This is a genomic window from Aquimarina sp. AD1 (assembly GCF_003443695.1).
Taxonomy (GTDB): domain Bacteria; phylum Bacteroidota; class Bacteroidia; order Flavobacteriales; family Flavobacteriaceae; genus Aquimarina; species Aquimarina latercula.
On sequence record NZ_CP031966.1, the window covers coordinates 2,649,574 to 2,670,483 of the forward strand.

General features: G+C 32.9%; 18 protein-coding genes. 9 read left to right on the plus strand and 9 right to left on the minus strand.

Annotation, left to right across the window (positions count from 1 at the left end; genetic code table 11):
* The first annotated feature begins 160 nt into the window (after positions 1-160).
* The 5 genes from D1815_RS11800 to rlmB all read left to right on the plus strand — a co-directional run bounded on the left by D1815_RS11800 (position 161) and on the right by rlmB (position 9,053).
* Positions 161-1,855 carry a ShlB/FhaC/HecB family hemolysin secretion/activation protein gene (locus tag D1815_RS11800; RefSeq protein WP_118387134.1) on the plus strand — a complete coding sequence of 565 codons (1,695 nt, stop codon included), beginning with the start codon at positions 161-163 and terminating at the stop codon, positions 1,853-1,855.
* Positions 1,856-2,288: 433 nt separating this feature from the next.
* Entirely contained in the window at positions 2,289-5,492 is a 3,204-nt protein-coding gene (locus D1815_RS11805; protein WP_118387136.1) for a SusC/RagA family TonB-linked outer membrane protein, read from the plus strand.
* Positions 5,493-5,517: 25 nt separating this feature from the next.
* Entirely contained in the window at positions 5,518-7,215 is a 1,698-nt protein-coding gene (locus D1815_RS11810) for a SusD/RagB family nutrient-binding outer membrane lipoprotein (RefSeq protein WP_118387138.1), read from the plus strand.
* Between the two features lie 12 nt (positions 7,216-7,227).
* A complete protein-coding gene (locus tag D1815_RS11815) occupies positions 7,228-8,229 on the plus strand; it encodes a hypothetical protein (RefSeq protein ID WP_118387140.1) in 1,002 nt (333 codons plus the stop codon).
* 89 nt (positions 8,230-8,318) lie between these two features.
* Complete coding sequence (gene rlmB / locus D1815_RS11820; protein ID WP_027392560.1) at positions 8,319-9,053, plus strand: 23S rRNA (guanosine(2251)-2'-O)-methyltransferase RlmB; 735 nt, start codon at positions 8,319-8,321, stop codon at positions 9,051-9,053.
* Between the two features lie 16 nt (positions 9,054-9,069).
* On the opposite strand, the gene D1815_RS11825 is transcribed toward rlmB, so the two are convergent.
* The gene (locus D1815_RS11825; protein WP_027392561.1) at positions 9,070-9,810 is read right to left on the minus strand and encodes a rhomboid family intramembrane serine protease; all 741 of its coding nucleotides are present in this window, start codon (positions 9,808-9,810) and stop codon (positions 9,070-9,072) included.
* A gap of 141 nt (positions 9,811-9,951) precedes the next feature.
* Here D1815_RS11825 and D1815_RS11830 point away from each other — a divergent pair, with 141 nt between their 5' ends.
* Positions 9,952-11,229: a replication-associated recombination protein A gene (locus D1815_RS11830; protein WP_118387142.1), complete on the plus strand. Its 1,278-nt coding sequence runs from the start codon at positions 9,952-9,954 to the stop codon at positions 11,227-11,229.
* Between the two features lie 2 nt (positions 11,230-11,231).
* Here D1815_RS11830 and D1815_RS11835 read toward each other — a convergent pair whose 3' ends face one another.
* From D1815_RS11835 to radC, 6 genes are read right to left on the minus strand one after another with little or no spacing between them, the layout of a single operon-like run.
* Complete coding sequence (locus tag D1815_RS11835) at positions 11,232-12,086, minus strand: hypothetical protein (protein ID WP_118387144.1); 855 nt, start codon at positions 12,084-12,086, stop codon at positions 11,232-11,234.
* Positions 12,086-13,486, minus strand: coding sequence for a DUF5723 family protein (locus tag D1815_RS11840; protein WP_118387146.1), 1,401 nt, complete (start codon positions 13,484-13,486; stop codon positions 12,086-12,088). The genes D1815_RS11835 and D1815_RS11840 overlap by 1 nt, the downstream gene beginning before the upstream one ends.
* Positions 13,483-14,073, minus strand: coding sequence for a hypothetical protein (locus tag D1815_RS11845; RefSeq protein WP_027392564.1), 591 nt, complete (start codon positions 14,071-14,073; stop codon positions 13,483-13,485). The genes D1815_RS11840 and D1815_RS11845 overlap by 4 nt, the downstream gene beginning before the upstream one ends.
* A 47-nt stretch (positions 14,074-14,120) precedes the next feature.
* Positions 14,121-14,810 (minus strand): YjjG family noncanonical pyrimidine nucleotidase, encoded by a 690-nt coding sequence (locus tag D1815_RS11850; protein WP_027392565.1) that lies wholly within the window; start codon positions 14,808-14,810, stop codon positions 14,121-14,123.
* The gene (locus D1815_RS11855; RefSeq protein ID WP_118387148.1) at positions 14,791-16,101 is read right to left on the minus strand and encodes a polysaccharide deacetylase family protein; all 1,311 of its coding nucleotides are present in this window, start codon (positions 16,099-16,101) and stop codon (positions 14,791-14,793) included. The genes D1815_RS11850 and D1815_RS11855 overlap by 20 nt, the downstream gene beginning before the upstream one ends.
* A gap of 8 nt (positions 16,102-16,109) precedes the next feature.
* Entirely contained in the window at positions 16,110-16,808 is a 699-nt protein-coding gene (gene radC / locus D1815_RS11860) for a DNA repair protein RadC (RefSeq protein WP_118387150.1), read from the minus strand.
* A gap of 228 nt (positions 16,809-17,036) precedes the next feature.
* On the opposite strand from radC, the gene D1815_RS11865 reads away from it, so the two are divergent.
* The 3 genes from D1815_RS11865 (at position 17,037) to D1815_RS11875 (ending at position 18,655) form a co-directional block, all read left to right on the plus strand.
* Positions 17,037-17,483: a hypothetical protein gene (locus tag D1815_RS11865; protein ID WP_027392568.1), complete on the plus strand. Its 447-nt coding sequence runs from the start codon at positions 17,037-17,039 to the stop codon at positions 17,481-17,483.
* A gap of 125 nt (positions 17,484-17,608) precedes the next feature.
* Complete coding sequence (locus D1815_RS11870) at positions 17,609-18,052, plus strand: DUF1569 domain-containing protein (RefSeq protein ID WP_027392569.1); 444 nt, start codon at positions 17,609-17,611, stop codon at positions 18,050-18,052.
* Between the two features lie 3 nt (positions 18,053-18,055).
* Entirely contained in the window at positions 18,056-18,655 is a 600-nt protein-coding gene (locus D1815_RS11875) for an FMN-binding negative transcriptional regulator (RefSeq protein WP_118387152.1), read from the plus strand.
* A 1-nt stretch (position 18,656) separates the two neighbouring features.
* On the opposite strand, the gene murC is transcribed toward D1815_RS11875, so the two are convergent.
* Both murC and D1815_RS11885 read right to left on the minus strand, forming a co-directional pair.
* Positions 18,657-20,009: a UDP-N-acetylmuramate--L-alanine ligase gene (gene murC, locus D1815_RS11880; protein ID WP_118387154.1), complete on the minus strand. Its 1,353-nt coding sequence runs from the start codon at positions 20,007-20,009 to the stop codon at positions 18,657-18,659.
* Between the two features lie 119 nt (positions 20,010-20,128).
* The gene (locus tag D1815_RS11885; RefSeq protein ID WP_118387156.1) at positions 20,129-20,827 is read right to left on the minus strand and encodes a peptidoglycan-binding protein; all 699 of its coding nucleotides are present in this window, start codon (positions 20,825-20,827) and stop codon (positions 20,129-20,131) included.
* Positions 20,828-20,910 lie beyond the last annotated feature (83 nt).

Consider the following 20,910-nt stretch of genomic DNA (forward strand, 5'->3'; position numbering starts at 1 on the left):
AATATTTTTAATTACCTCTTTTATGAGGGCTGCAAAGGTAGAAATATTTTTTATCAATTCAAATCCTAACGCATTAATTTTCAAACAGATTTAAAATCATATTGTCTAACCGTAAGAAATCCCTGTATTTTCCGTTATTTTAGCAGTATTAAAAAGAAATTTGAAAACTCATTCGTTACACATCCTTGTCCTTATTATATGTATACATTCATTTTGTAGCGCACAAAATCCAATTATAAACCTAAGCATTAAAGGAAAAGACACTCTAGAAACACAAAAAATAGATAGCACCCAATACACTAAGACTTTCAAAAACTTTCTAGATTTAAAAGAAGAGATAATAAAAACTCAAAAGAAATTACTAGAATCAGGATATTTAGACTCTCAACTATTAGAACTAAAAAAAACATCTGACTCCACATTTAGAGGTGTTTTCGAGCTAAACAAAAAATACAAAAAAATAAGAATCCAATACAACAAGGAGTCTATACCGCGTAATATCCTAGAACAAATATCCACAGAAATTACAGAAAAACACTTCTCAATACCCTTAAAAAACACAGAGAAAACAATTCAATTCCTAACAAACTTCCTCGTAAACCAAGGAAATACATTTAGTAACTTATCATTAATAGGAATCACAAAACACGGCAACGAAATATCCGCAAAACTTATTAGTTCAAAGAGTAACATAAGAAAAATCGACGACATTATAATCAAAGGATACAGCAAGTTCCCTTTTTCTTACTTAAAATATAATAGCAGAATACGCAAAGGGGCAATTTTTAAAAAGAATGATATTTTAAAAAAATCTCTAACAATCGACAACCTAGGTTTTGCCAAAAACATCAAGGCACCAGAAGTTCTATTCGAAAAAGACTCAACAAAAGTATACTTATATTTAGAAAAAAAATCAGCAAACAATTTTGATGGTTTTCTTGGATTCTCAACAGACACAGAATCCGGAAACTTAGAACTAAACGGATATCTAAATCTAAATCTTGTCAATAATTTAAATTTTGGAGAAAGACTAAATCTAATCTACAAAAGCGACGGAAATGAGCAACAAAGATTTCAAGCTAATATCACGCTACCTTACATCCTTAAAACACCAATTGGTATTGAAGCAGGCCTAGAAATATTCAAAAAAGATTCCAGCTTTTTGATAACCGAGCAAAATATCAATCTTAATTACCTAATCAGTGATAAAAATAAAATATGGCTAGGGTATTCCTCAGTTTCCTCAAACAACCTTCTTGACAACCCCCTGCCTTCACTCGATATCAACGATTACGACTCATCATTCTTCGGAATAGGCTTCAACCACACCAGAAGACAAAACAAAAACTTATTCCCAATAAAAAATTTTTATAATATAGAAATTGAATTTGGATCAAGAAGAACTGATAACACTAATTTAAATCAAACAAAAGGCTCCCTTAGTCTTGGTTCTATTTTCGAATTAAACCAAAGAAACTCTGTACTAATAAAAAACACTGCTTCCGTTATTTTTTCTGACAACCTATTTACAAATGAACTTTTTAGATTTGGAGGTATTAATTCAATTAGAGGATTTGAAGAAAACAGCATCAACGCCTCCCTTTTTAATGTTTTAAACACCGAATATCAATACATCCTATCTTCGAACTTGTACATCCATTCGATTATAGATTATTCCTATTTTGAAGACGAAACCAACAAAATATCAGACAACCTCACAAGTTTTGGAATAGGCCTTGGCTTAAACACACAAACTGGCCTATTTAAAATAATTTTCGCAAACGGAAAAAGCAGTGATTCCAACTTCAAATTCTCCAACACAAAGGTTCATTTAAGCCTAAATGCATCATTTTAACAATAATCTTCCTTAAAAAAATCACAAAAATCAATAACCAAAAAAAGCCTATACCCCCTCAAGATCGGAGATCTTTCGCCCTAAACCAAAACCTTATTCATCTTAGAGTACCAAAGGACTTAGAAACAAAAAAAGCTGTATTACCACCGCCCAAAACCAAAACACCAAGCAACAGATAATACTCTCAAAACAAAAGCCTTACAACCTCTAAGAAAAAAACAAGCACTCCATTTTTGAAATCAAAATTTTCGGACCAAAATATCACGTAACACTGTTAACAAAAAAGCAAAAACCACCCACTACAACGTTATAGTAGGATTTCACATTATATTAACCAGACGTGAACAATAATTTAATTTTTAACTAAATAAAAGTTGTTTAATTAAGATATTATTATGATTTTTGGCATTGGCTAATTCAAATAAATTATAAAATGAGAACAAAGTTTAGAGGAATTCTAACGCTATTGCTGGCGTTTGTAGTGCAACTAACGTTTGCACAAGAAAAAACGATCTCAGGTAATGTAACCGACAATAGTGGGTTACCTCTGCCAGGGGTAAATATCGTTGTAAAGGGTACTAGTAAGGGTACGCAATCTGATTTTGATGGTAATTATACCATTCAAGTAAACAGAGGAGCTGTACTTTCATTTAGCTACCTTGGATTTACAACAAAAGAAGTTGTTGTTGGAGACGGCGACACGGTAAATGTTCAATTGGCTGAAGATGCAGCGACACTGGAAGAAGTGGTTGTTACTGCCCAAGGTATTCGAAAAGCTAAAAAAGCCTTAGGATATGCGGTAGCTACGATTGCATCAGAAGATATTGCATCTCAACCTCAAACCGATGTAGTAAGATCACTTACTGGAAAGGCGCCAGGAGTGAATATTACACAAACATCTGGACTATCCGGTACTGGTACTAATATTATTATTAGAGGGTATTCTTCTATAAACGGAAATAACCAACCTTTATTTGTTGTTGATGGTGTACCATTCAATTCTGACACCAACAGTTCTGAAGGATTTACTACAGGTGGAGCTTCAGCTTCAAGTAGATTTCTTGATATAGACCCTAATAATATTAAGGAAATTTCTATATTAAAAGGATTAAGTGCAACAACGCTATACGGACAAGCAGGTAGAAACGGTGTAGTTTTAGTAACTACTAAATCTGGAGCCGCTCAAGGAGGCGCTAATAAAAAATTCGAAATTACGTTTAATCAATCTTATTTTTCAAATGAGATTTCAGATTTACCTGATTTTCAAGATTCTTATGGAAATGGATTTAACCAAACGGCATCGGCAGCATTCTCTAATTGGGGAGCAGATTTTAATCAGAGAATAGCAGGTGATGGGGTTGCCGCTGATGGAACTATTGCCCATCCATACGATCGCTCAGATTTAAATGCAGTTTTTCCAGAATTCGTAGGAGCGAGATATGACTACAGACCATACGATAACATCGAGCCTTTTTTCCGAACTGGTAATGTAGTAACTTCTTCTTTATCTGTTTCTTCAGGTAATGACACTTCATCTTACAACATCAGTGTTGGTAGAACAGATGATGAAGGTTTTGTTATTGGTAACAAATACCAACGACTAAACTTTAGTGCTGGAGGAAGTACTAAACTTTCTAATAAATTTACAATTAGTAGTTCATTTAACTACGTATTAACTGATTTAATAACTCCTCCAACATCTGCCGGTTTTGGAAGTAATGCAAATGATGGAGCGGCTAGTTTATTTGCAAACATTTTGTATACCCCGAGAAGTATCGATTTATTCAATCTGCCTTTTCAAAACCCTGTTGATGGTTCTAGTGTTTATTATCGTACTGATAATAGTATTCAAAACCCGAGATGGACTCAACAAAATGCTCGTAACATTGAAGATACTAGAAGATTTTTTGGAAACTTTACGGCTTTGTATGAGTTTAACGATTGGCTTAATTTAAGTTACAGATTATCACTAGATTCTTATGTTCAGGATGAGGATAGATATGTAAATAAAGGTGGTACTCAAGCACCCGGTGGATTTTTATCAACTTTTGTAACTTCAAATACAGTTTGGGATCATACATTAAGTTTAAACTTTGACAAAGACCTTAATGATTCTTGGGGACTAAGTGGTAACCTTGGATTTAACCCAAGGAGAGAAGAAAGAAAAAGAGATTTCACCAGTAGTACTGAACAATTTGTATTCGGTTTAATTAATCACCAAAACTTTGAAGAAACTACTGGTTTTAGTGATTTAAGAGAATTTAATATCGTTGGAGCATATTTATCAGCTACTGTAGATTACAATGACTACTTATTCCTTAACGTTGCTGGTAGAAATGATTGGTATTCTTCATTACAGAAAGAAAACAGATCGATCTTTTACCCATCTGCAAGTTTATCTTTTGTACCAACTAGTGCTTTCGAAGGTTTAAGAGGAAGTAAAGCTATTAATTATTTAAAATTAAGATTAGGATATGGATCTTCAGCAGGTTTCCCTGATCCTTACGCTACAGTAATTGGATTAGATAGTAATGCTAATACATTTATTGATCCAAATGGTGGTGCAATAATTAATTCACTATCCGAAGCAGACAGACTTGGTAACGCAAACTTAAAACCAGAATTAATCACTGAATTAGAAGCTGGTGTTGAAGCTAAGTTATTTGACAATAGAGTTTCGTTTGATGTATCTGTTTATGACAAACGATCAAAAGATTTAATACTTAATAATAGATTTCTTGATCCTTCAACAGGTAATACAGTAACTTCCGACAATGTTGCTGAAGTTTCTAACCAAGGACTTGAAGTTGGATTTGGATTAACGCCAATAAGAGGAAATGACCCTGATGATTTTAGATGGGATATTTCTGGTCAATATACAATAAATGAAAATATTGTTGAGAGTTTAGGTGGTGAATCTGAAGGTGAAGTTATCGCTGGATTTATTGGATTCGGTAACTATGCTATTCCGGGAGAAGCTTATGGTGTTATATTTGGAACTACATATCAGAGAGATGACAACGGAAATAGAGTTGTTGGTGCTGACGGTAACTATATAGCTAACCCTGAACCAACGATTATTGGTGATCCTAACGCAGATTGGAGAGCTACTTTAATAAACAATTTCAGTTATAAAGGATTTACTTTAGGAATGCAGTGGGAATATACTCATGGTGGTGATATTTATTCTACAACAGCTGGTGCTTTACTTGCTCGTGGTTTAACAACCGATACTGATTTTGACAGAACACAAACTTTCGTTCTTGATGGAGTTCAAACAGATGGATCGGTTAACACAGTTCAAATAAATGCTACGGATTTATACTTTAACAATATAGGTGTAGCTTCCGCAGGAGGAATTAACGAAAGAGGTATTTACGATGCAACTACATTAAGACTAAGAGAAGCTACTTTAGGCTATAATGTTCCTAGTAAATTTTTAGATAAAACTCCTTTTGGTAGAGTTTCAATATCTTTTATAGCACAAAACATGTGGTATAAAGCGTTCAACTTCCCAAAGGGTATTAACTTTGATCCAGAAGTTACTAGTTTAGGTGTTGGTAATGGTCAAGGATTTGATTACTTAACTGGTCCAACAGCTAAAAGATACGGTTTCAACTTATCGTTAACTTTTTAAGATAACATAGATAATAAAGTTTATTATGAAAAAAATATTTAAATATTTCAGTCTCTTTGTAATTATAAGTATAATTACATCTTGTGAGACTACAGAACTGGATTTAACAGTAAATCCGAATCAAGTAGGTCAAGAAGACGTTGATCCTGACTTCTTATTTAACAACGTCCAACTTTCATTCTATAATTTCGTAGAACAAGCTGCTGGATTTACCTCATTTGCATCAGATCTTACCAGAATGCACGCTGCAACAGGAGGAGCTATATATTCTGAAGCATATAGCCCACTTGGTTTTGATGCAGTATGGGAAGCTGCTTATGCGGACGTATTAAAAGATATATCTTCTTTAGAACCATTAGCCGCTGATATTAACTTAACATACCACCAAGGTGTTTCTAAAGTGATAAAAGCATATACAATTGTTACTTTAGTTGATCTATTCGGAGATGTTCCTTTTAGTGAGGCTTTACAAGGAAATGACAATCTAAATCCTAATGCAGACGATCAAGCTCAGATTTACATTGATGCTCTTAATGAATTAGATTTAGCGATTGCGTTATTAAATACTGAACCAAGTTCATTCCCTCCTCTAGATTTATTTTATGGTTTAGGTGGTGATGGTACTGATGCTACAACTCAGGCGAAATGGGTTACTGCAGCAAATACTTTAAAATTAAAAATATATTTAACTGCAAGATTAAATGGTACTGCTATTAATACAGATATAGCATCTGAAATTAACACTTTGATCGCAGAGGGTAATTTAATAGATGCAGCCGACGAAGATTGGCAACTAAATTACGGTGGTAATAGACAAAATCCTGACAATAGACATCCTGCCTATTCAACTTTCTACGAGAATGATCCAGGAGGACAATATGTTTCGAATTACTACATGTGGACAATGTTATTTGAAAAACCATTAGAAGATCCAAGAACACCTTTTTACTTTTTCAGACAGGATCTTGATGCTACTAATGAAGATAATTTTACATTACAATGTGCAACCGCAGCAACACCTCCTCATTATTTTGGTGTGACTTCTCAATACGATGGAAACAATACTGTTGTCCCATTCTGTGTTACCGACATAAACAGAGGATATTGGGGAAGAGATCACTTAGATAACGCTGGATTACCACCTGACTCAAATAAGAGAACAGTTATGGGGTTATACCCTGCTGGTGGTAAATTTGATGATGGTTCTGGAGGATCCGTACAAAATGAAGGAGCTGATGGATCTGGTGGTGCAGGAATTACACCAATCTTAACATCATCTTTTGTGAACTTTATGCTTGCTGAAGCAGCTTTAACTCTTGGGACTACAGGAGACGCACAAGTATATCTTACTCAAGGTATCGCAGATAGCTTTAGCAAAGTAAGTAATTTTGCAGGTAGTGCCGAATCTGTTGGAAATCTTGCTTTATATCAATCATTTGTTGATCAAGAATATCTAGCATCCATGGACGACGAACAAAGATTAGAAATAGTTGCTAAAGAGTATTATCTTGCATTATTTGGTAATGGTATTGAAGCCTATAATATGTATAGAAGAACGGGATATCCTGCAAATTTACAACCTTCATTATCTCCAACTCCTGGTGATTTCTACAGGTCTGCTCTATATCCTAGCGATTATGTGAATGCTAACACTAATGCATCACAAAGACAAAGAACAGAACAAATCTTTTGGGACACGAATCCTGCAGGATTTATCAATTAAAAACATATGAAAATGAAATTAATAAATAAATTTTTAGTTCTAGGTGGATTATCAATTGGTTTACTATTTAATAGTTGTACTGATGACGAAAAACTACCAAATCCTTTAGAAGCATCTGATGTAGAAACAAATGGTGCTTATTTAAAAACCATATCCTCATCATTCGTAGTAGATTTATTCGACATTGATGGATCTGGATTTGAAGTAACTCTAGAAGAGCATGATGCTTTAAATGATGGAAGCTTAATACAAGATGTTGATGTATATGTAAGATTTACTGACAACACTGTTGATGAAGATGGTACAACTACTCCAATGGATCCAGATGATGACATTGATAACAGTAAAGACGAAATTCTTTATGAAACTATCCCGGCATCCGCTTTTTCAATGAATAGTAATAGCCAGCCTGAGGTAACGTATCAAACTACTATGCCAGAAGTTTTGACTGCTCTTGGATTGATTAATGACAATCTTGATGGTGCTGATAATTTTTTCGTAAGATTTACGCTTAATTTAACAGACGGAAACTCTTATACTACAACAAATACCGGTACTAACATTGTTAGCCAACCTGTATTTAACTCTCCTTTTGAATATCAAGGATCGGTTGTTTGTGTATTTGATGAGCCAGCTTTTTTTACCGGTACTTATATGATAGAAACTACAGTTAATGGTGCATTTGGATCTGTATTTGATGAAACAGTAGAAATTACAGTTGATGAAAATGACCCTACAAAAAGAAGATTTGATGGAGACTGGAATGGATTTGGTCTAGACAGAAATTATAGTTTCTCTTTAGTATGTGGTAAAATTATTTGGGATGCAGCACAGAGTACAGGATTACAGTGTCCAGGCGGACCTATAATCGCTTTAGGAACTGCTACTACAAATACTGAATTTGATACTACATTTACAGATGACAATAGTTTCGAGATCAATATGACAGAAGACACATCTAGTTGTAGTGGTCCAGCTGCTGGACTTGTACAAGTTCGTTTTACAAGAATATAAAATTTATAGTTTAAAATACAATAAATTAACTAGAACATCCCGATGAAAATTTCATCGGGATGTTTTTTTATACACTATATTTGTTCTCTATGAAAAATGAATCAAAAATTTTTGGTATCCGAACGGTTTTAGAGGCCATAAACTCGGGAAAAACAATTGACAAAATTTTTATTCAAAAAGGTCTGCAAGGTGATTTATCAAAAGAATTAATAAGCTTACTGAAAAGAGAAAATATTAATATCTCCTATGTTCCTGTAGAAAAACTCAACCGATTAACTAATAAAAATCATCAAGGAGTTGTAGCACATATCGCACCTATTGAATTTCAAGACTTGGAAAACTTAGTATTAAATGTGATTGAATCTGGTGAAACTCCTTTGTTTTTAATCCTAGATCAATTGTCCGATGTCCGTAACTTTGGTGCGATCATAAGAACAGCAGAATGTACGGGGGTTCATGGTATTATTATTCAGAAAAAAGGAGGAGCACCTGTAAGTGCAGATACTGTAAAAACTTCAGCAGGAGCAATTTTTAAAATCCCTATTTGTAAAGTTGACCACATTAAAGATGCCATGTTTTATTTACAAGCTTCTGGCATACAAATAATAGCCGCTACTGAAAAGGCAAATTCAACTATTTATGACCAAGATCTCACAAATCCAACTGCAATAGTAATGGGTAGTGAAGGTAAAGGTATATCCAACTCTGTTTTAAAAATAGTGGATCATTCGGCTAAACTACCTATGTACGGTGAAATAGCTTCTCTTAATGTGTCTGTAGCCTGTGGTGTAATTTTATATGAATCAATCCGCCAAAGATTATAAGATCTAAAACTTATTTTTAGTCACCTTTTTTTTCATCTCTCGGATTATACTCATAAATTATTTCAACACTTTCATCATTCAACTCTTCTTCTGGTAAAATTTCTATAAAGTTCCCATTTTCATCAAAATGTTTTAAAAAAGGATCATCTTCTGGATTAAAATCTTTTGTTTCCCAGTGATACTTTTTTTGCTTGGCAATACCTTTTTTTATGCAAAAAGCCAATAACACTCCTACAATTAGACCAGATAAATGCCCTTCCCAAGAAATTTTTGGATCTACAGGTAACGTATACCATATCATGCTTCCATATATAAAAACAACGATAAATGATAGCGCAATTAATCTAAAATGCTTTGCCAGTATTCCTTTAAAAAACAAAAAACCAAACAACATATAAATAACCCCACTCACCCCTATGTGATTAGCAGGTCTTCCAAAAAACCAAGTTAAAACACCTGTTAAAATTGCTCCAAAAAGCAATACTTTCCAAGAGTTTTTGGGATAAAAGAAAAAAAGAGCCATAGATAAAATCAAAAGTGGCAAAGTATTATGCCACAAATGTGATAAATCACCATGAATAAAAGGAGAAAATAATACTCCCCTAACCCCTATCAAGGTTCTTGGATATATTCCAAAACCATTAAAGTCAAAACCAAAACGAACCTCAAACCAAAAAACCACCCAAATTGCTAATACAAACAATAGTGGATACCCTACAACTCCAGTACTAAATCTAAAATCACTATTTTCTTCCATAATTTTATTATAATAATCAAAAAACCATCCAAAAATTTAATTACAGTTAAATTGTCAGTAATACAAATATTTATAATAATGAAACGCAGAATAAAGTTAACGATTATGATATTCTATTAAACACTTGTTACCTTTGTAAATATGAACAAACCATTAGCTGAAAGAATACGTCCTAAATCTCTGGAGGAATATTTGAGTCAAGAACATTTAATTGGAGACAATGGTTCTTTGACTAAACAAATAAAAAGAGGAATTATACCTTCTCTGATTCTTTGGGGTCCTCCTGGTGTGGGAAAAACCACTTTAGCTAATATTATAGCCAACGAATCGGATAGACCGTTTTATACACTAAGTGCAATTAATAGCGGAGTAAAAGAAGTAAGAGAAGTTATTGACAAAGCTAAACAAAGTGGTGGATTATTTACTTCTAAAAACCCTATACTATTTATAGATGAGATTCATCGTTTTAGCAAATCTCAGCAGGATTCTCTACTAGGAGCTGTAGAAAAAGGTTGGATCACGTTAATTGGTGCAACTACAGAGAATCCTAGTTTCGAAGTAATTCCAGCATTGTTATCTCGTTGCCAAGTGTATGTTCTTAATGCCTTTGGAAAAGAAGAATTAGAAGCATTGCTAGAGAGAGCTATGCGACAAGACGAACACCTTTCATCCAAAGACATAAAACTAAACGAAACAGATGCCTTATTAAGATTAAGTGGTGGAGATGCAAGAAAACTATTAAATATTTTTGAGCTTATAGTCTCTAGTCAAGATCAAGACAAAATTATAATAACTAATGATCTTGTTTTAAAACTTGTACAGCAAAATACTGTCAGATATGACAAAACAGGAGAACAACATTATGACATCATCTCTGCTTTTATTAAATCTGTTCGTGGTAGCGACCCCAATGCAGCGGTTTATTGGTTAGCAAGAATGATAGAAGGCGGAGAAGACCTTAAATTTCTTGCCCGTAGAATGATAATATTAGCATCTGAAGATATTGGCAATGCTAACCCAACAGCCTTAATAATGGCTAACAATACTTTTCAGGCAGTAACTACAGTTGGATATCCCGAAGCAAGAATTATTTTAAGTCAATGCGCAGTGTACCTTGCTACTTCTGCAAAAAGTAACGCTTCCTATATGGCTATTAACAAAGCGCAACAGTTAGTAAAACAAACTGGTGACTTATCCGTACCATTACACATAAGAAATGCGCCAACCAAATTAATGAAAGAATTAGGGTATGGAGAAGATTATAAGTACGCGCACAATCACGAAAACAACTTTATTAACCAAGAGTTTCTTCCTGAGTCAATAGAAAGCACTAAGCTCTATGAACCTGGAGATAACCAGCGAGAAAATGCATTTAGATCTTTTCTTAAATCCCGATGGGGAGAAAAATATAACTACTAATATTATTGACGAGCAAAAGTATCCGTTATCAACCTACTAGTTGCAGGATTAACTCGATCAAGAATAAAATTTCCATACGAATCAAAATAGCCAACACCGCTTAAATCTCCTGCTCTTACTATATAATTATTATCTCTACTAGATTTATATATTTTACCAATAGAAACGGATCCATCAGCATTCTTTTTTAACAATTCAAAACCATATATTTTTTTCTCAAATGCATATATACTCTCATTATAAACATATGACAAAGATTTAGCCTTGGACACATCTCCTTTAGAAACCTTACTTTCGGCTTTCTTAATTATCTCCTCACTATTTTTAGCAATTGCATCTTTAGAAGGTACGGTCTGATTAACAGAAGGTAATTTATCTTTAACAACAATATCGCTTTTAGCAGGATTATTCTCCTTTTTACCATTATACTTATAGTTGAGAGCTTCTATATCCTTAAAAGCATCTCTAAGAGCTTCATGGTATGATTTTTTAAACTCTTTCTCTCTACTAGTTCCTTCTTTTGTACTGAATACGACAATCCCATTACAATCAATTAAATCGACTATAAGTTTTGTCTTTAATAATCCTGAATTTTTCCTCACATCTGCTCTTAGCCCTTTACAACCATTCATTCTTAAATCTTCTGGCAAATCTTCTCCTCTAATAAATGCTGTAAATCCATATTTTTCAAATAAAAATTTGGTTAATGAATTTAATTGATAATCATCGTTTTCCCTTAAAAAAACATATCCTTCAGGCACTATAACATATTTATAATCATTCACAGTACTCTGCGCCGAAAAATTAATTGTAAAGAAAAAAGAAAGCCCAAAAAATAAAACACGTATTATATTCATCACATTATTACATTAAATCCTAATTGAATAGATGCCCCCCTGGCATCTGCAAGATTAGAATATTCTAAAAGATTATTTGCCGAAATATAGAAATTAATTTTGTTAATATGAGTAGACATTAAAAATCCAACGTTTTTATAAGAGTAATCGTCGACTGTATAAGTAACTTTCGCTTTTAAAAAATTAGATAAGCGTTTGTAATAAAATAAAGAAGCAGCGTATTGCGGTCTTTTAGGTCTAAATTGAGAAAACAGTTGCAAACCAAAAGCATCTTGATAAGGAGGATCCTCGCCTTCAATAAAGCAATTACAAGTCCCATCATCATATCTATTAAAAGAATATTTAATAGAACCATTAAGTTTTAAAGGACGTAAAGCAGCATAACTAGTATTTAAAGTATCAATTGGGATCGCCTCTTCTAACTCATCTAAAATATCCTGGCCATTATCATCTGTAATTGGAGTTTCGAATCCTTCAAAAACAAAATTACCTCTTGCCTGATATGTTTCAACATCCTTAGTATAAAAAATCATCCCTAAATCAGTTGCGCTACCCGTAATGGTCCATTGATCCTCTAACTTATAGGTAAACCCAACATCGACACCAACCCCCAAGTTACCTCCAAGAAATGCTCTACCCAAAAATTTATTTAGAACTTGTTTTGATCCATCCGAGTTATCTTCCGATTCGATATCCCTCAAAGAAGCATATCCCGCCGTTTGAATACTTACATCTGCATTACTAATTACATGTTGGTATATATTATTTCCTTGTGGAGTTTCTATAGTAGTAAACGTACCTCTATTTTTGGTACTTCTAAAATTAAATATGCTAGAATACAATTTTGCTCTTGCACCGAAAGTGAGTTTTTTATTTACTTTTTTATTATAACCAAAATGATATACTGTGAGTAACTCTCCAGTAGCGCTTACATTAGAAAATCGAAACGGTACATTTATAAAGTCTTGATTTCCTTGATAAGCCAATACTGCAAAATCTTTAGGAAAATATACAATCAGGTCTAGCTCTTGATATAAACCAGCAGAGTAATATAAATCTTTATTACGCCTACTTCTCCAACCAAAATTAATAATATCCAATTGCTGGGTAAATGTAAAGTAATCTTTACTTGTTAATGTATTTATAGTATTCTCTATCTTATCATTAATATCCCTACCATCATCAGCGAAAACATCATAAAGAGAGGTTCCCCTAAATCCAACATTGAAATGAATTTGCGATAAAAACGGTACTCCAGCATGGTATTTAAAATTTACATCCGCACCAGGATTAAGCATTAATGATTGCGGCAAATCTGTAAAATCATATAAGGTTTCCTTGTTCTGAGAATATCCCGAGTATCCCAATAAACCTAAGCAAAGGCATAATAAGATTCTCATAATTCGTAATTTACATAATAACTAGCTTTAGACCTTATATTTAAAACACCTCTTAAATCGGTATTGAGAGTTGGTACAATAATCTCTGTTGCAATTTTTTGGGCAGATGATAATTGATTTAACGTAGCATTATCCAATACAATTGGATTAGGAACAGAGAACGACACTACAGGCTCTGTACCTTCTCCCATCCCAGCTTGCACAGGAACACTATATAATTGGCCTAATGGTTGTTCACCTTCTGTTAAAAACTGAAACTGAAGCGTAAAAGATCTTTGAATTGTATTGCGAACCTCTATAGTTAGCTCTACTCTATCTAAATTATCGATTGCAAAATCAGTCCCAACTAAATCGTAATTAATAGTATCTCTTAGAACATCCGGAGGAATTGTAAAATCTGTATCCGAAGGAAGGCCATCAGGTATATAATCGGACACATCAAATTCTGAATAAATAAAATCTGCTTCAATTACAGGTGTGAGAACAACATCTTCGAGTTGCTCAAAATCTAGTTCCTTTACGCAGGAAACTGTTGTTAAAACTGCACTAAAAAGTAGCAGTAATAAACTGGCTTTTTTTGTTTTCATCTGGGGGGAGTTGTTTAGTATTAACGAAAATATACAAATATTTATTACTAAATATATCTTTTTATTTCATTTAATTCAGAAACTTGTATTGCGGATTCTGGTAACTTTTCTTTATGATAATTAAAACATATTGCTTTAATTCCCAATGATTCGGCACCAACAATATCAGCTTCGTAATTATCTCCAATCATTAAACTATTAACAATATTCGCGCCAGAAACCCTAATTGCATGTTCAAATATTATTGGATTTGGTTTCTTAACTCCCACATCTTCACTATTTGTAACTGTGTTAAAATAATGATTGATTTCGGAGTTAGAAAGCTTTGTATTTTGGACCTCTCTAAAACCATTGGTAATGATATGCAATTGATATTTAGGCATTAAATATGTCAACAGCTCTCTTGCACCAGCAATAAGGTAATTATTCAATGGTAAAAAATTAATATAATCATCTGATAAAGCATCGATAATCTCTAAAGGAAATTGCATCTCAAAAGCAGCAAAAGCTTCTATTAAACGACCTCTTCTAAGTTCTGTTTTAGTAACCTGTTCTTCTCTATAGAGTTTCCAATAGTGTAAATTTATAGGTTGATAAACAACTAAAAAATCATTTACGGGAACTGATATTTGGAATTTAGTAAACATCAACTCAAAAGCCAAAGTAGAATTTTTATCAAAATCCCATAGCGTATGATCTAAATCAAAAAACACATGATCAATCTTTTTTATCTTCATCTTGATTCCAAATAAACTCAAATATTGATTCCCAAAAACTCTGCTCATTAAGATCACTAAACAAACCATTGCTAAAAACAGGAATAAATAATCCGTTTACTTTTTTTATCTTTTTAATATAATCTAGTAATTCTTGCTTTACTGTAAACTCATTTTCTGCCTTATCAAAACTTTTAGCAGTGCAACAAAAAGAATGTATCACTAAAGGAGTTTGCACCTCGTAATCTAAATCATAAAACATAAACGGGGTACACGTTCCTGCTCTAAACCCTGCTTGCTCAGGATAACCCATAGAAAAATCTTCCTTTATCTCTAATTCAATAAAATTTCTATAGGCTTCTGGTAGTTTTATTTTATAAAATGAACATAGAGAATACAGCATCTGCCTATTCACAATATTCTCTATTCTAGTTTTCTCTTCTTTTAACATTTCTAAATCCGAGATAGCATCATACGACACTTTAAGTCCTACGTTTACATAATCAGAAACGTGCTTGATAACTTTTCGGTGTTCTGGATTACTATGACTAATGTTTTTTTCAAGGTTAGTATAATCACCTAAACCAAAAAATACAAGACAGTCTCTTATTTTATTTTTTTGTAAATTAATTACAAAATCAAATGTATTATAAGGGTCTTTCTTTATCCCTAACATTACTTTAAACCTATCCGTGACATCACTTATTTTTAACTGCCATAAATCACGTAAACCGCCACCAATTGATCTTAAAATTCCTTTTTGCCAATAAGCAAAAGTTTGATTGATATACAATATGGGATATATTCTAAATTCTTTTTCTTGAAATGCTATATCCGAATACTTTTCTTTTAGAATATTCTTAAATTCAAACGCCCATATATCAACCACTGGTTCTTGCAAAAATCCATGTTGGTAAGCTATACTTTCTGTAGCTGTAAATCGACCAAGCTCATCTTTTACGTGCGGAAGGTATTCCTCGTATCTGGTTAATAAGTAAAAACTAGCTGCAAAAATATCAAAAGGCAAAGCAGTATCAGGATGTTTAACCTGAAAGAAACATTGGGTTTCTCCCCAGGGAATCACTTGAATATCCACCTCATTAAATCCATGTTCGAAAAGTAAATCTACACTCTGAAAGTAAAGTTCTTTACCTAAGGGCTGTTTACCATAAGAAAGTTTAGGTCCATCATGAGCAATAAAAGACTCTATTTTAGAAGTAAAGCCTACTTCCAATCCCAAAATTCGCTTACAAATATGCTTAAAAGTATAAGATACCCTCGGAGTTATTTTTTGAACATAGACTAATAACATATTCTCAATTATAGTATTGCTTGATCTGCAAAGCTAAAATACTCCTTTTCTGTTATTATCAAATGGTCTAATAATTTAATATCTAAACTAAGTCCGGCTTGTTTTAGTTTTTGAGTTAATGATTTGTCAGACTGACTGGGAGTTAATGAGCCACTCGGATGATTATGAGTTAATATTATCGAAGTTGCATTAAATTCTAACGCATATCTAAATACAATTCTAGGATCCACCAATGTACCGGTCTTTCCTCCTACACTTATTTGCTTCTTTTGTAATACTTTATTCGAATTATTAAGATACAATACCCAAAACTCCTCATGTTCTAAATCTCCTACAAGAGGACTTAGTATATCAAAAACATCTTTACTTGTACTAATCTTGGGTATAACCGGAACAATTTCTTCCTTTCTTCTTCTCCCTAGTTCTAAACCTGCTACTATCGATATTGCCTTAGCTTCTCCTATTCCTTTAAAACTCATCAACTGTTTGATAGATAATTTTCCTAACGAATTAATTTGATGATCAACACTTGCCAAAATTCGTTTACTTAATGCTACAGCGCTTTCGTCACGGTTTCCAGAACCAATCAAAATTGCTATCAGCTCTGAATCAGTTAACGAATTCTTCCCTTTAACCAACAATTTCTCTCTTGGTCGATCATTTTCACTCCATTTCCTAATAGAAAATGACGAATTAAGCTCACTCATACAATTTTTTTATGCAGTTTTATTCCCTATAACTTTCAACCTATAAGTATAAACTATTTATCTCAAATACAAGATATTATTGCCTAAAAAATACAAATGAAAACGGAATATCTTGTCGATATTTAAATATTCATCATACATATATTTGTTTGAAAATGAAAGTTTTACTATATTTGACCACCCATAATCTAAAAACAAAGAATTTAACAACTTCAAATTAACCTATTTATGAAGAACATTTTTACTTTCGTATTATTATTGGCTACTATTAGTTTTTATGGACAAGACAGAAAACGTATTAGCTTTCTAAATCTAGTAGGAAACCACATACAAGTACCAAGAGGATGTCAAGCACAATCAGAATATGAACTACAGGCTTGTAATGGAACCTCTATTAAATGGGACTATTACAGTGATGATATGTTAACCGCAGTTTTTGATGCTACTATAGACGCATTTGGAGCTGATAACACTTCCAAAACAGCAGTAACTTTTACTTCATTTGGATCTCAACTAACAGGTTTCAAATTTAAATCAGGTACTACTTTTCAATATTTCTTAATGGGAAAAATTAAAGAGCAACCGTTAATGATTAATCTCGGAACACCTCAAGATATTTCTGCCAATGGAGATTTAGAAGGAATTCTAAAACTTGTTTTCGAGAAAGTAGGTTAATACCAAATCTTTTTTATTTCATAAATATTGATTAAGAAGTTATTTAGCAATAGCTTAGTATTCTTATATACTATTTTTAAAATAATTCTATTATTTTTGAGTAGTGAATACTAAACTACACTGATATGAAATCTCTTTTTGACGAAACTACGAAAAACGAAATAGAAGAACGTATTCATAGACTATCTAACACGAGTACTCCTTCTTGGGGTAAAATGGATATTTCTCAGATGTTTTATCATTGCCAGTTTCCTCTTAAAATAGCTCTTAAAAAGGAGTATCCATCAATGAAACCTAGCTTACTGGCTAAATTATTCTTTAAAAAATCTTTGTATAACGACAAACCTTGGAAAAGGAGTTTACCTACTCATCCCAAATTAAAAGTTGTAGACGCTAAAGTTTTTGATCAGGAGAAAAAACATCTTGTAGCGCTTGTTAATGAATTCTCTGAAAAAAGAACCGTTTCAGAATGGGATCCACATCCTATGTTCGGAAAATTCACAAAAGATCAATGGGGAAAAATGCAGTACAAGCATTTAGATCATCATTTACAACAATTTAACGTATAGTCTGTGTATCCACCAAAGCACCATCAAGACTATAATTTAGAAAACATCAAAAGCGTAGCGACTACCTACCCTTTTGCTATATTAGTCTCAGCTCAAGAAACAAAACCTTTTATTACACACGCTCCTCTTATATTTCATGGAGACAAACTGGTTGGCCATATTGACGCAAACAATCCTCATATAAGTTTACTAAAAGATAATTATCCTATCACAACAGTTTTTCAGGGGCCTCAGACATATATCTCGCCATCTATATACACAACAAACCAATTGCCGACTTGGAATTATATAATTGCACATGCCACAGGAACTGTTAAAGAAATTAAAGATCCAGAATTAATAAAAAAATCCATGGTCATTATGACTGATTTTTTAGAAAACCCTGATCAAAATTTTAAACTATCCATAGAGGACCCCAGAATGGATCGCTTAATTCCTTATATACATACTTTCGAAATTGAAGTACAAGACTGGGAAGGAAAATTTAAACTAAGCCAGGACAAAATACCTGAAGATATCGAAAATGCAAAACAGGAATTGATTAAAAACAATCAAAAAAGCGTTGCTGATTTTGTAAATGGATTATTTAAAAAGCATTTTTAGATTACATCATTCCTTTTATCTCATCAAAATCTAACCCGCCATAATTACCACTGCTCATCAGTAACAAAGCAGCATTAGTAAAATCTTTTTGGTGCAAGTATGCTTTAAACTCTTCGGGATTTGTATAAATAATAAGATCTTTTCTATTAAATGCTTTTGCTATTTGATCCGCTGATACTTCTTCCAGTTGTTTTATTTTTACTGCATTAGGCGAATAAAAAACTACAGCTTCATCTGCAAAATCCAGTGCACCTTCATATTCCTTTAGAAATTCTGCATTAAGACTACTATATGTATGCAACTCCAAACAAGCGACAACCTTTCTATCCTTATATTGCTCTTTAACTGCCTTAGTAGTTGCACTTACTTTAGATGGACTATGCGCAAAATCTTTATAAGCAACCGCGGTATCACTTTCTGCAATTTTTTCTAACCTTTTAGAAGCTCCCGTAAAAGAAGCTATGGCTTCATAGAACTCATCCTCATCAACACCCATATGTTGACAAATCCATTTTGCACCAGCCAAATTACTCAGGTTATGAGCCCCAAAAACTTCTATAGGCATCTCTCCTTCTGGAGTTTGCAGAAGAGTCTCTCCATTCTCCACCCTATATTCTGGAGTATTGTAAGCTATTTTTCGAATTTGGTTTTCAGAATTCTCCACTACTTTAACAACCTCTGGATCCTCAGAATTATAGTTTATACTTCCTCCACGAACTATACTATCCACAAAAATCTGAAACTGTTCTACGTAAGTTTCGAATGTTGGAAATACATTAATATGATCCCAAGCAATACCACTAAGCAATGCTATATTAGGTTTATATAGATGAAATTTGGGTCTTCGATCTATAGGCGAAGAAAGATATTCATCACCTTCCAAAACCATAAAATCATTTTCTTCAGTTAAATGAACCATCGTATCAAACCCTTCTAACTGGGCTCCAACCATATAATCTACTTCTTTATCGTGATAATGCAATACATGAAGAATCATAGAAGTAATCGTAGTCTTACCATGAGAACCTCCTATCACCACTCGTGTTTTACTCTTAGACTGTTCATACAGAAATTCTGGATATGAATATATTGTTAATCCTAACTCTTGCGCTTTACGCAACTCTGGATTGTCTTCTTTTGCATGCATTCCAAGGATGATCGCATCAATATTAGAAGTAATTTTTTCAGGATACCAACCGAAAGCTTGTGGCAATAGTCCAAATCTATCTAATCTAGATTTTGAAGGCTCAAAAATTACATCATCACTCCCTGTTACCTCATCTCCTTTTTGATGCAACGCCATAGCTAGATTGTGCATAGCACTACCTCCTATAGCAATAAAATGTACACGCATAATTATATTCTTAATTCAAAAAAGTAAAGATACAATCTACATTTAATTATAAAAGAAAGTAAAACCTAAAATAAGTAAAAGGTTTTGTTCGTATTTATAAACGATCATAAATGAATAGATTATTGAGTAGCAATTAATGGTCGTGTCTTCTCATTTGGAGATTTCAGAAGTTCACGAAGCGTTAAAACATCTAATATTCCATCTGGATACAATTGATTTTTTAATTCAAAATCCTTTAATGCAGTTTGTGTTTCAATTTTAAAATTCCCATCAACCGCTATAACATATCCATCTATAGTAAGTTGTTTTTGCAACTCATATACGAAAGGTCCTCGGTCTCCAATTTGTAGTGTTTTCTGTAAAATTACCTTTTCGAAAACATTATAAAACTCATCTTTTTGTTTTTGTTTCGAAAGATCTTCGCTAGACCGTTGATTATTCTCTAGTAATCGAATCTCTTCATTAGATAATCCTTTAGATTTATACGCCGTAGATTGAAGCAAAATAGCTTCATAATACTTCACTTTCCCTATTTTTTTTTGGTACTCATTTACAGCATATTGAGTCGCGGCATTGTCTTTTTTTGGATTTCTAACATCTATACGGTTTGTAGACCATTGGGATATAACAAATCCATTTAACATCTCAATTGCTTCATAATAATCCATCACAACATTTTGATCGTAATAGGAATTATCCACGGTATCTTTGGATACATAATTCACATTTTTAGGATGAAATCTTTGGTATTTGTGATACTGATTATACCCCATAACTAATGTTATAATAACTAATAGAAAAATAATAATACCCTTCATAATTTAAAATTTGGTTTATAGTAAAAATATAAATGATCATCTGCTATACATAAGCACAGTGAGTATAGTTGGCTCGAAACGGA

Excerpts from the sequence above, each read along its gene's own strand:
- D1815_RS11885 (WP_118387156.1), bottom strand. The coding sequence starts at position 20,827 with ATGAAGGGTATTATTATTTTTCTATTAGTTATTATAACATTAGTTATG.
- rlmB (WP_027392560.1), top strand. The coding sequence starts at position 8,319 with ATGAAAAATGAATCAAAAATTTTTGGTATCCGAACGGTTTTAGAGGCC.
- D1815_RS11855 (WP_118387148.1), bottom strand. The coding sequence starts at position 16,101 with ATGTTATTAGTCTATGTTCAAAAAATAACTCCGAGGGTATCTTATACT.
- D1815_RS11870 (WP_027392569.1), top strand. The coding sequence starts at position 17,609 with ATGAAATCTCTTTTTGACGAAACTACGAAAAACGAAATAGAAGAACGT.
- D1815_RS11805 (WP_118387136.1), top strand. The coding sequence starts at position 2,289 with ATGAGAACAAAGTTTAGAGGAATTCTAACGCTATTGCTGGCGTTTGTA.
- D1815_RS11825 (WP_027392561.1), bottom strand. The coding sequence starts at position 9,810 with ATGGAAGAAAATAGTGATTTTAGATTTAGTACTGGAGTTGTAGGGTAT.
- D1815_RS11845 (WP_027392564.1), bottom strand. The coding sequence starts at position 14,073 with ATGAAAACAAAAAAAGCCAGTTTATTACTGCTACTTTTTAGTGCAGTT.
- radC (WP_118387150.1), bottom strand. The coding sequence starts at position 16,808 with ATGAGTGAGCTTAATTCGTCATTTTCTATTAGGAAATGGAGTGAAAAT.
- D1815_RS11815 (WP_118387140.1), top strand. The coding sequence starts at position 7,228 with ATGAAATTAATAAATAAATTTTTAGTTCTAGGTGGATTATCAATTGGT.
- D1815_RS11810 (WP_118387138.1), top strand. The coding sequence starts at position 5,518 with ATGAAAAAAATATTTAAATATTTCAGTCTCTTTGTAATTATAAGTATA.
- murC (WP_118387154.1), bottom strand. The coding sequence starts at position 20,009 with ATGCGTGTACATTTTATTGCTATAGGAGGTAGTGCTATGCACAATCTA.
- D1815_RS11835 (WP_118387144.1), bottom strand. The coding sequence starts at position 12,086 with ATGAATATAATACGTGTTTTATTTTTTGGGCTTTCTTTTTTCTTTACA.
- D1815_RS11850 (WP_027392565.1), bottom strand. The coding sequence starts at position 14,810 with ATGAAGATAAAAAAGATTGATCATGTGTTTTTTGATTTAGATCATACG.
- D1815_RS11830 (WP_118387142.1), top strand. The coding sequence starts at position 9,952 with ATGAACAAACCATTAGCTGAAAGAATACGTCCTAAATCTCTGGAGGAA.
- D1815_RS11840 (WP_118387146.1), bottom strand. The coding sequence starts at position 13,486 with ATGAGAATCTTATTATGCCTTTGCTTAGGTTTATTGGGATACTCGGGA.
- D1815_RS11865 (WP_027392568.1), top strand. The coding sequence starts at position 17,037 with ATGAAGAACATTTTTACTTTCGTATTATTATTGGCTACTATTAGTTTT.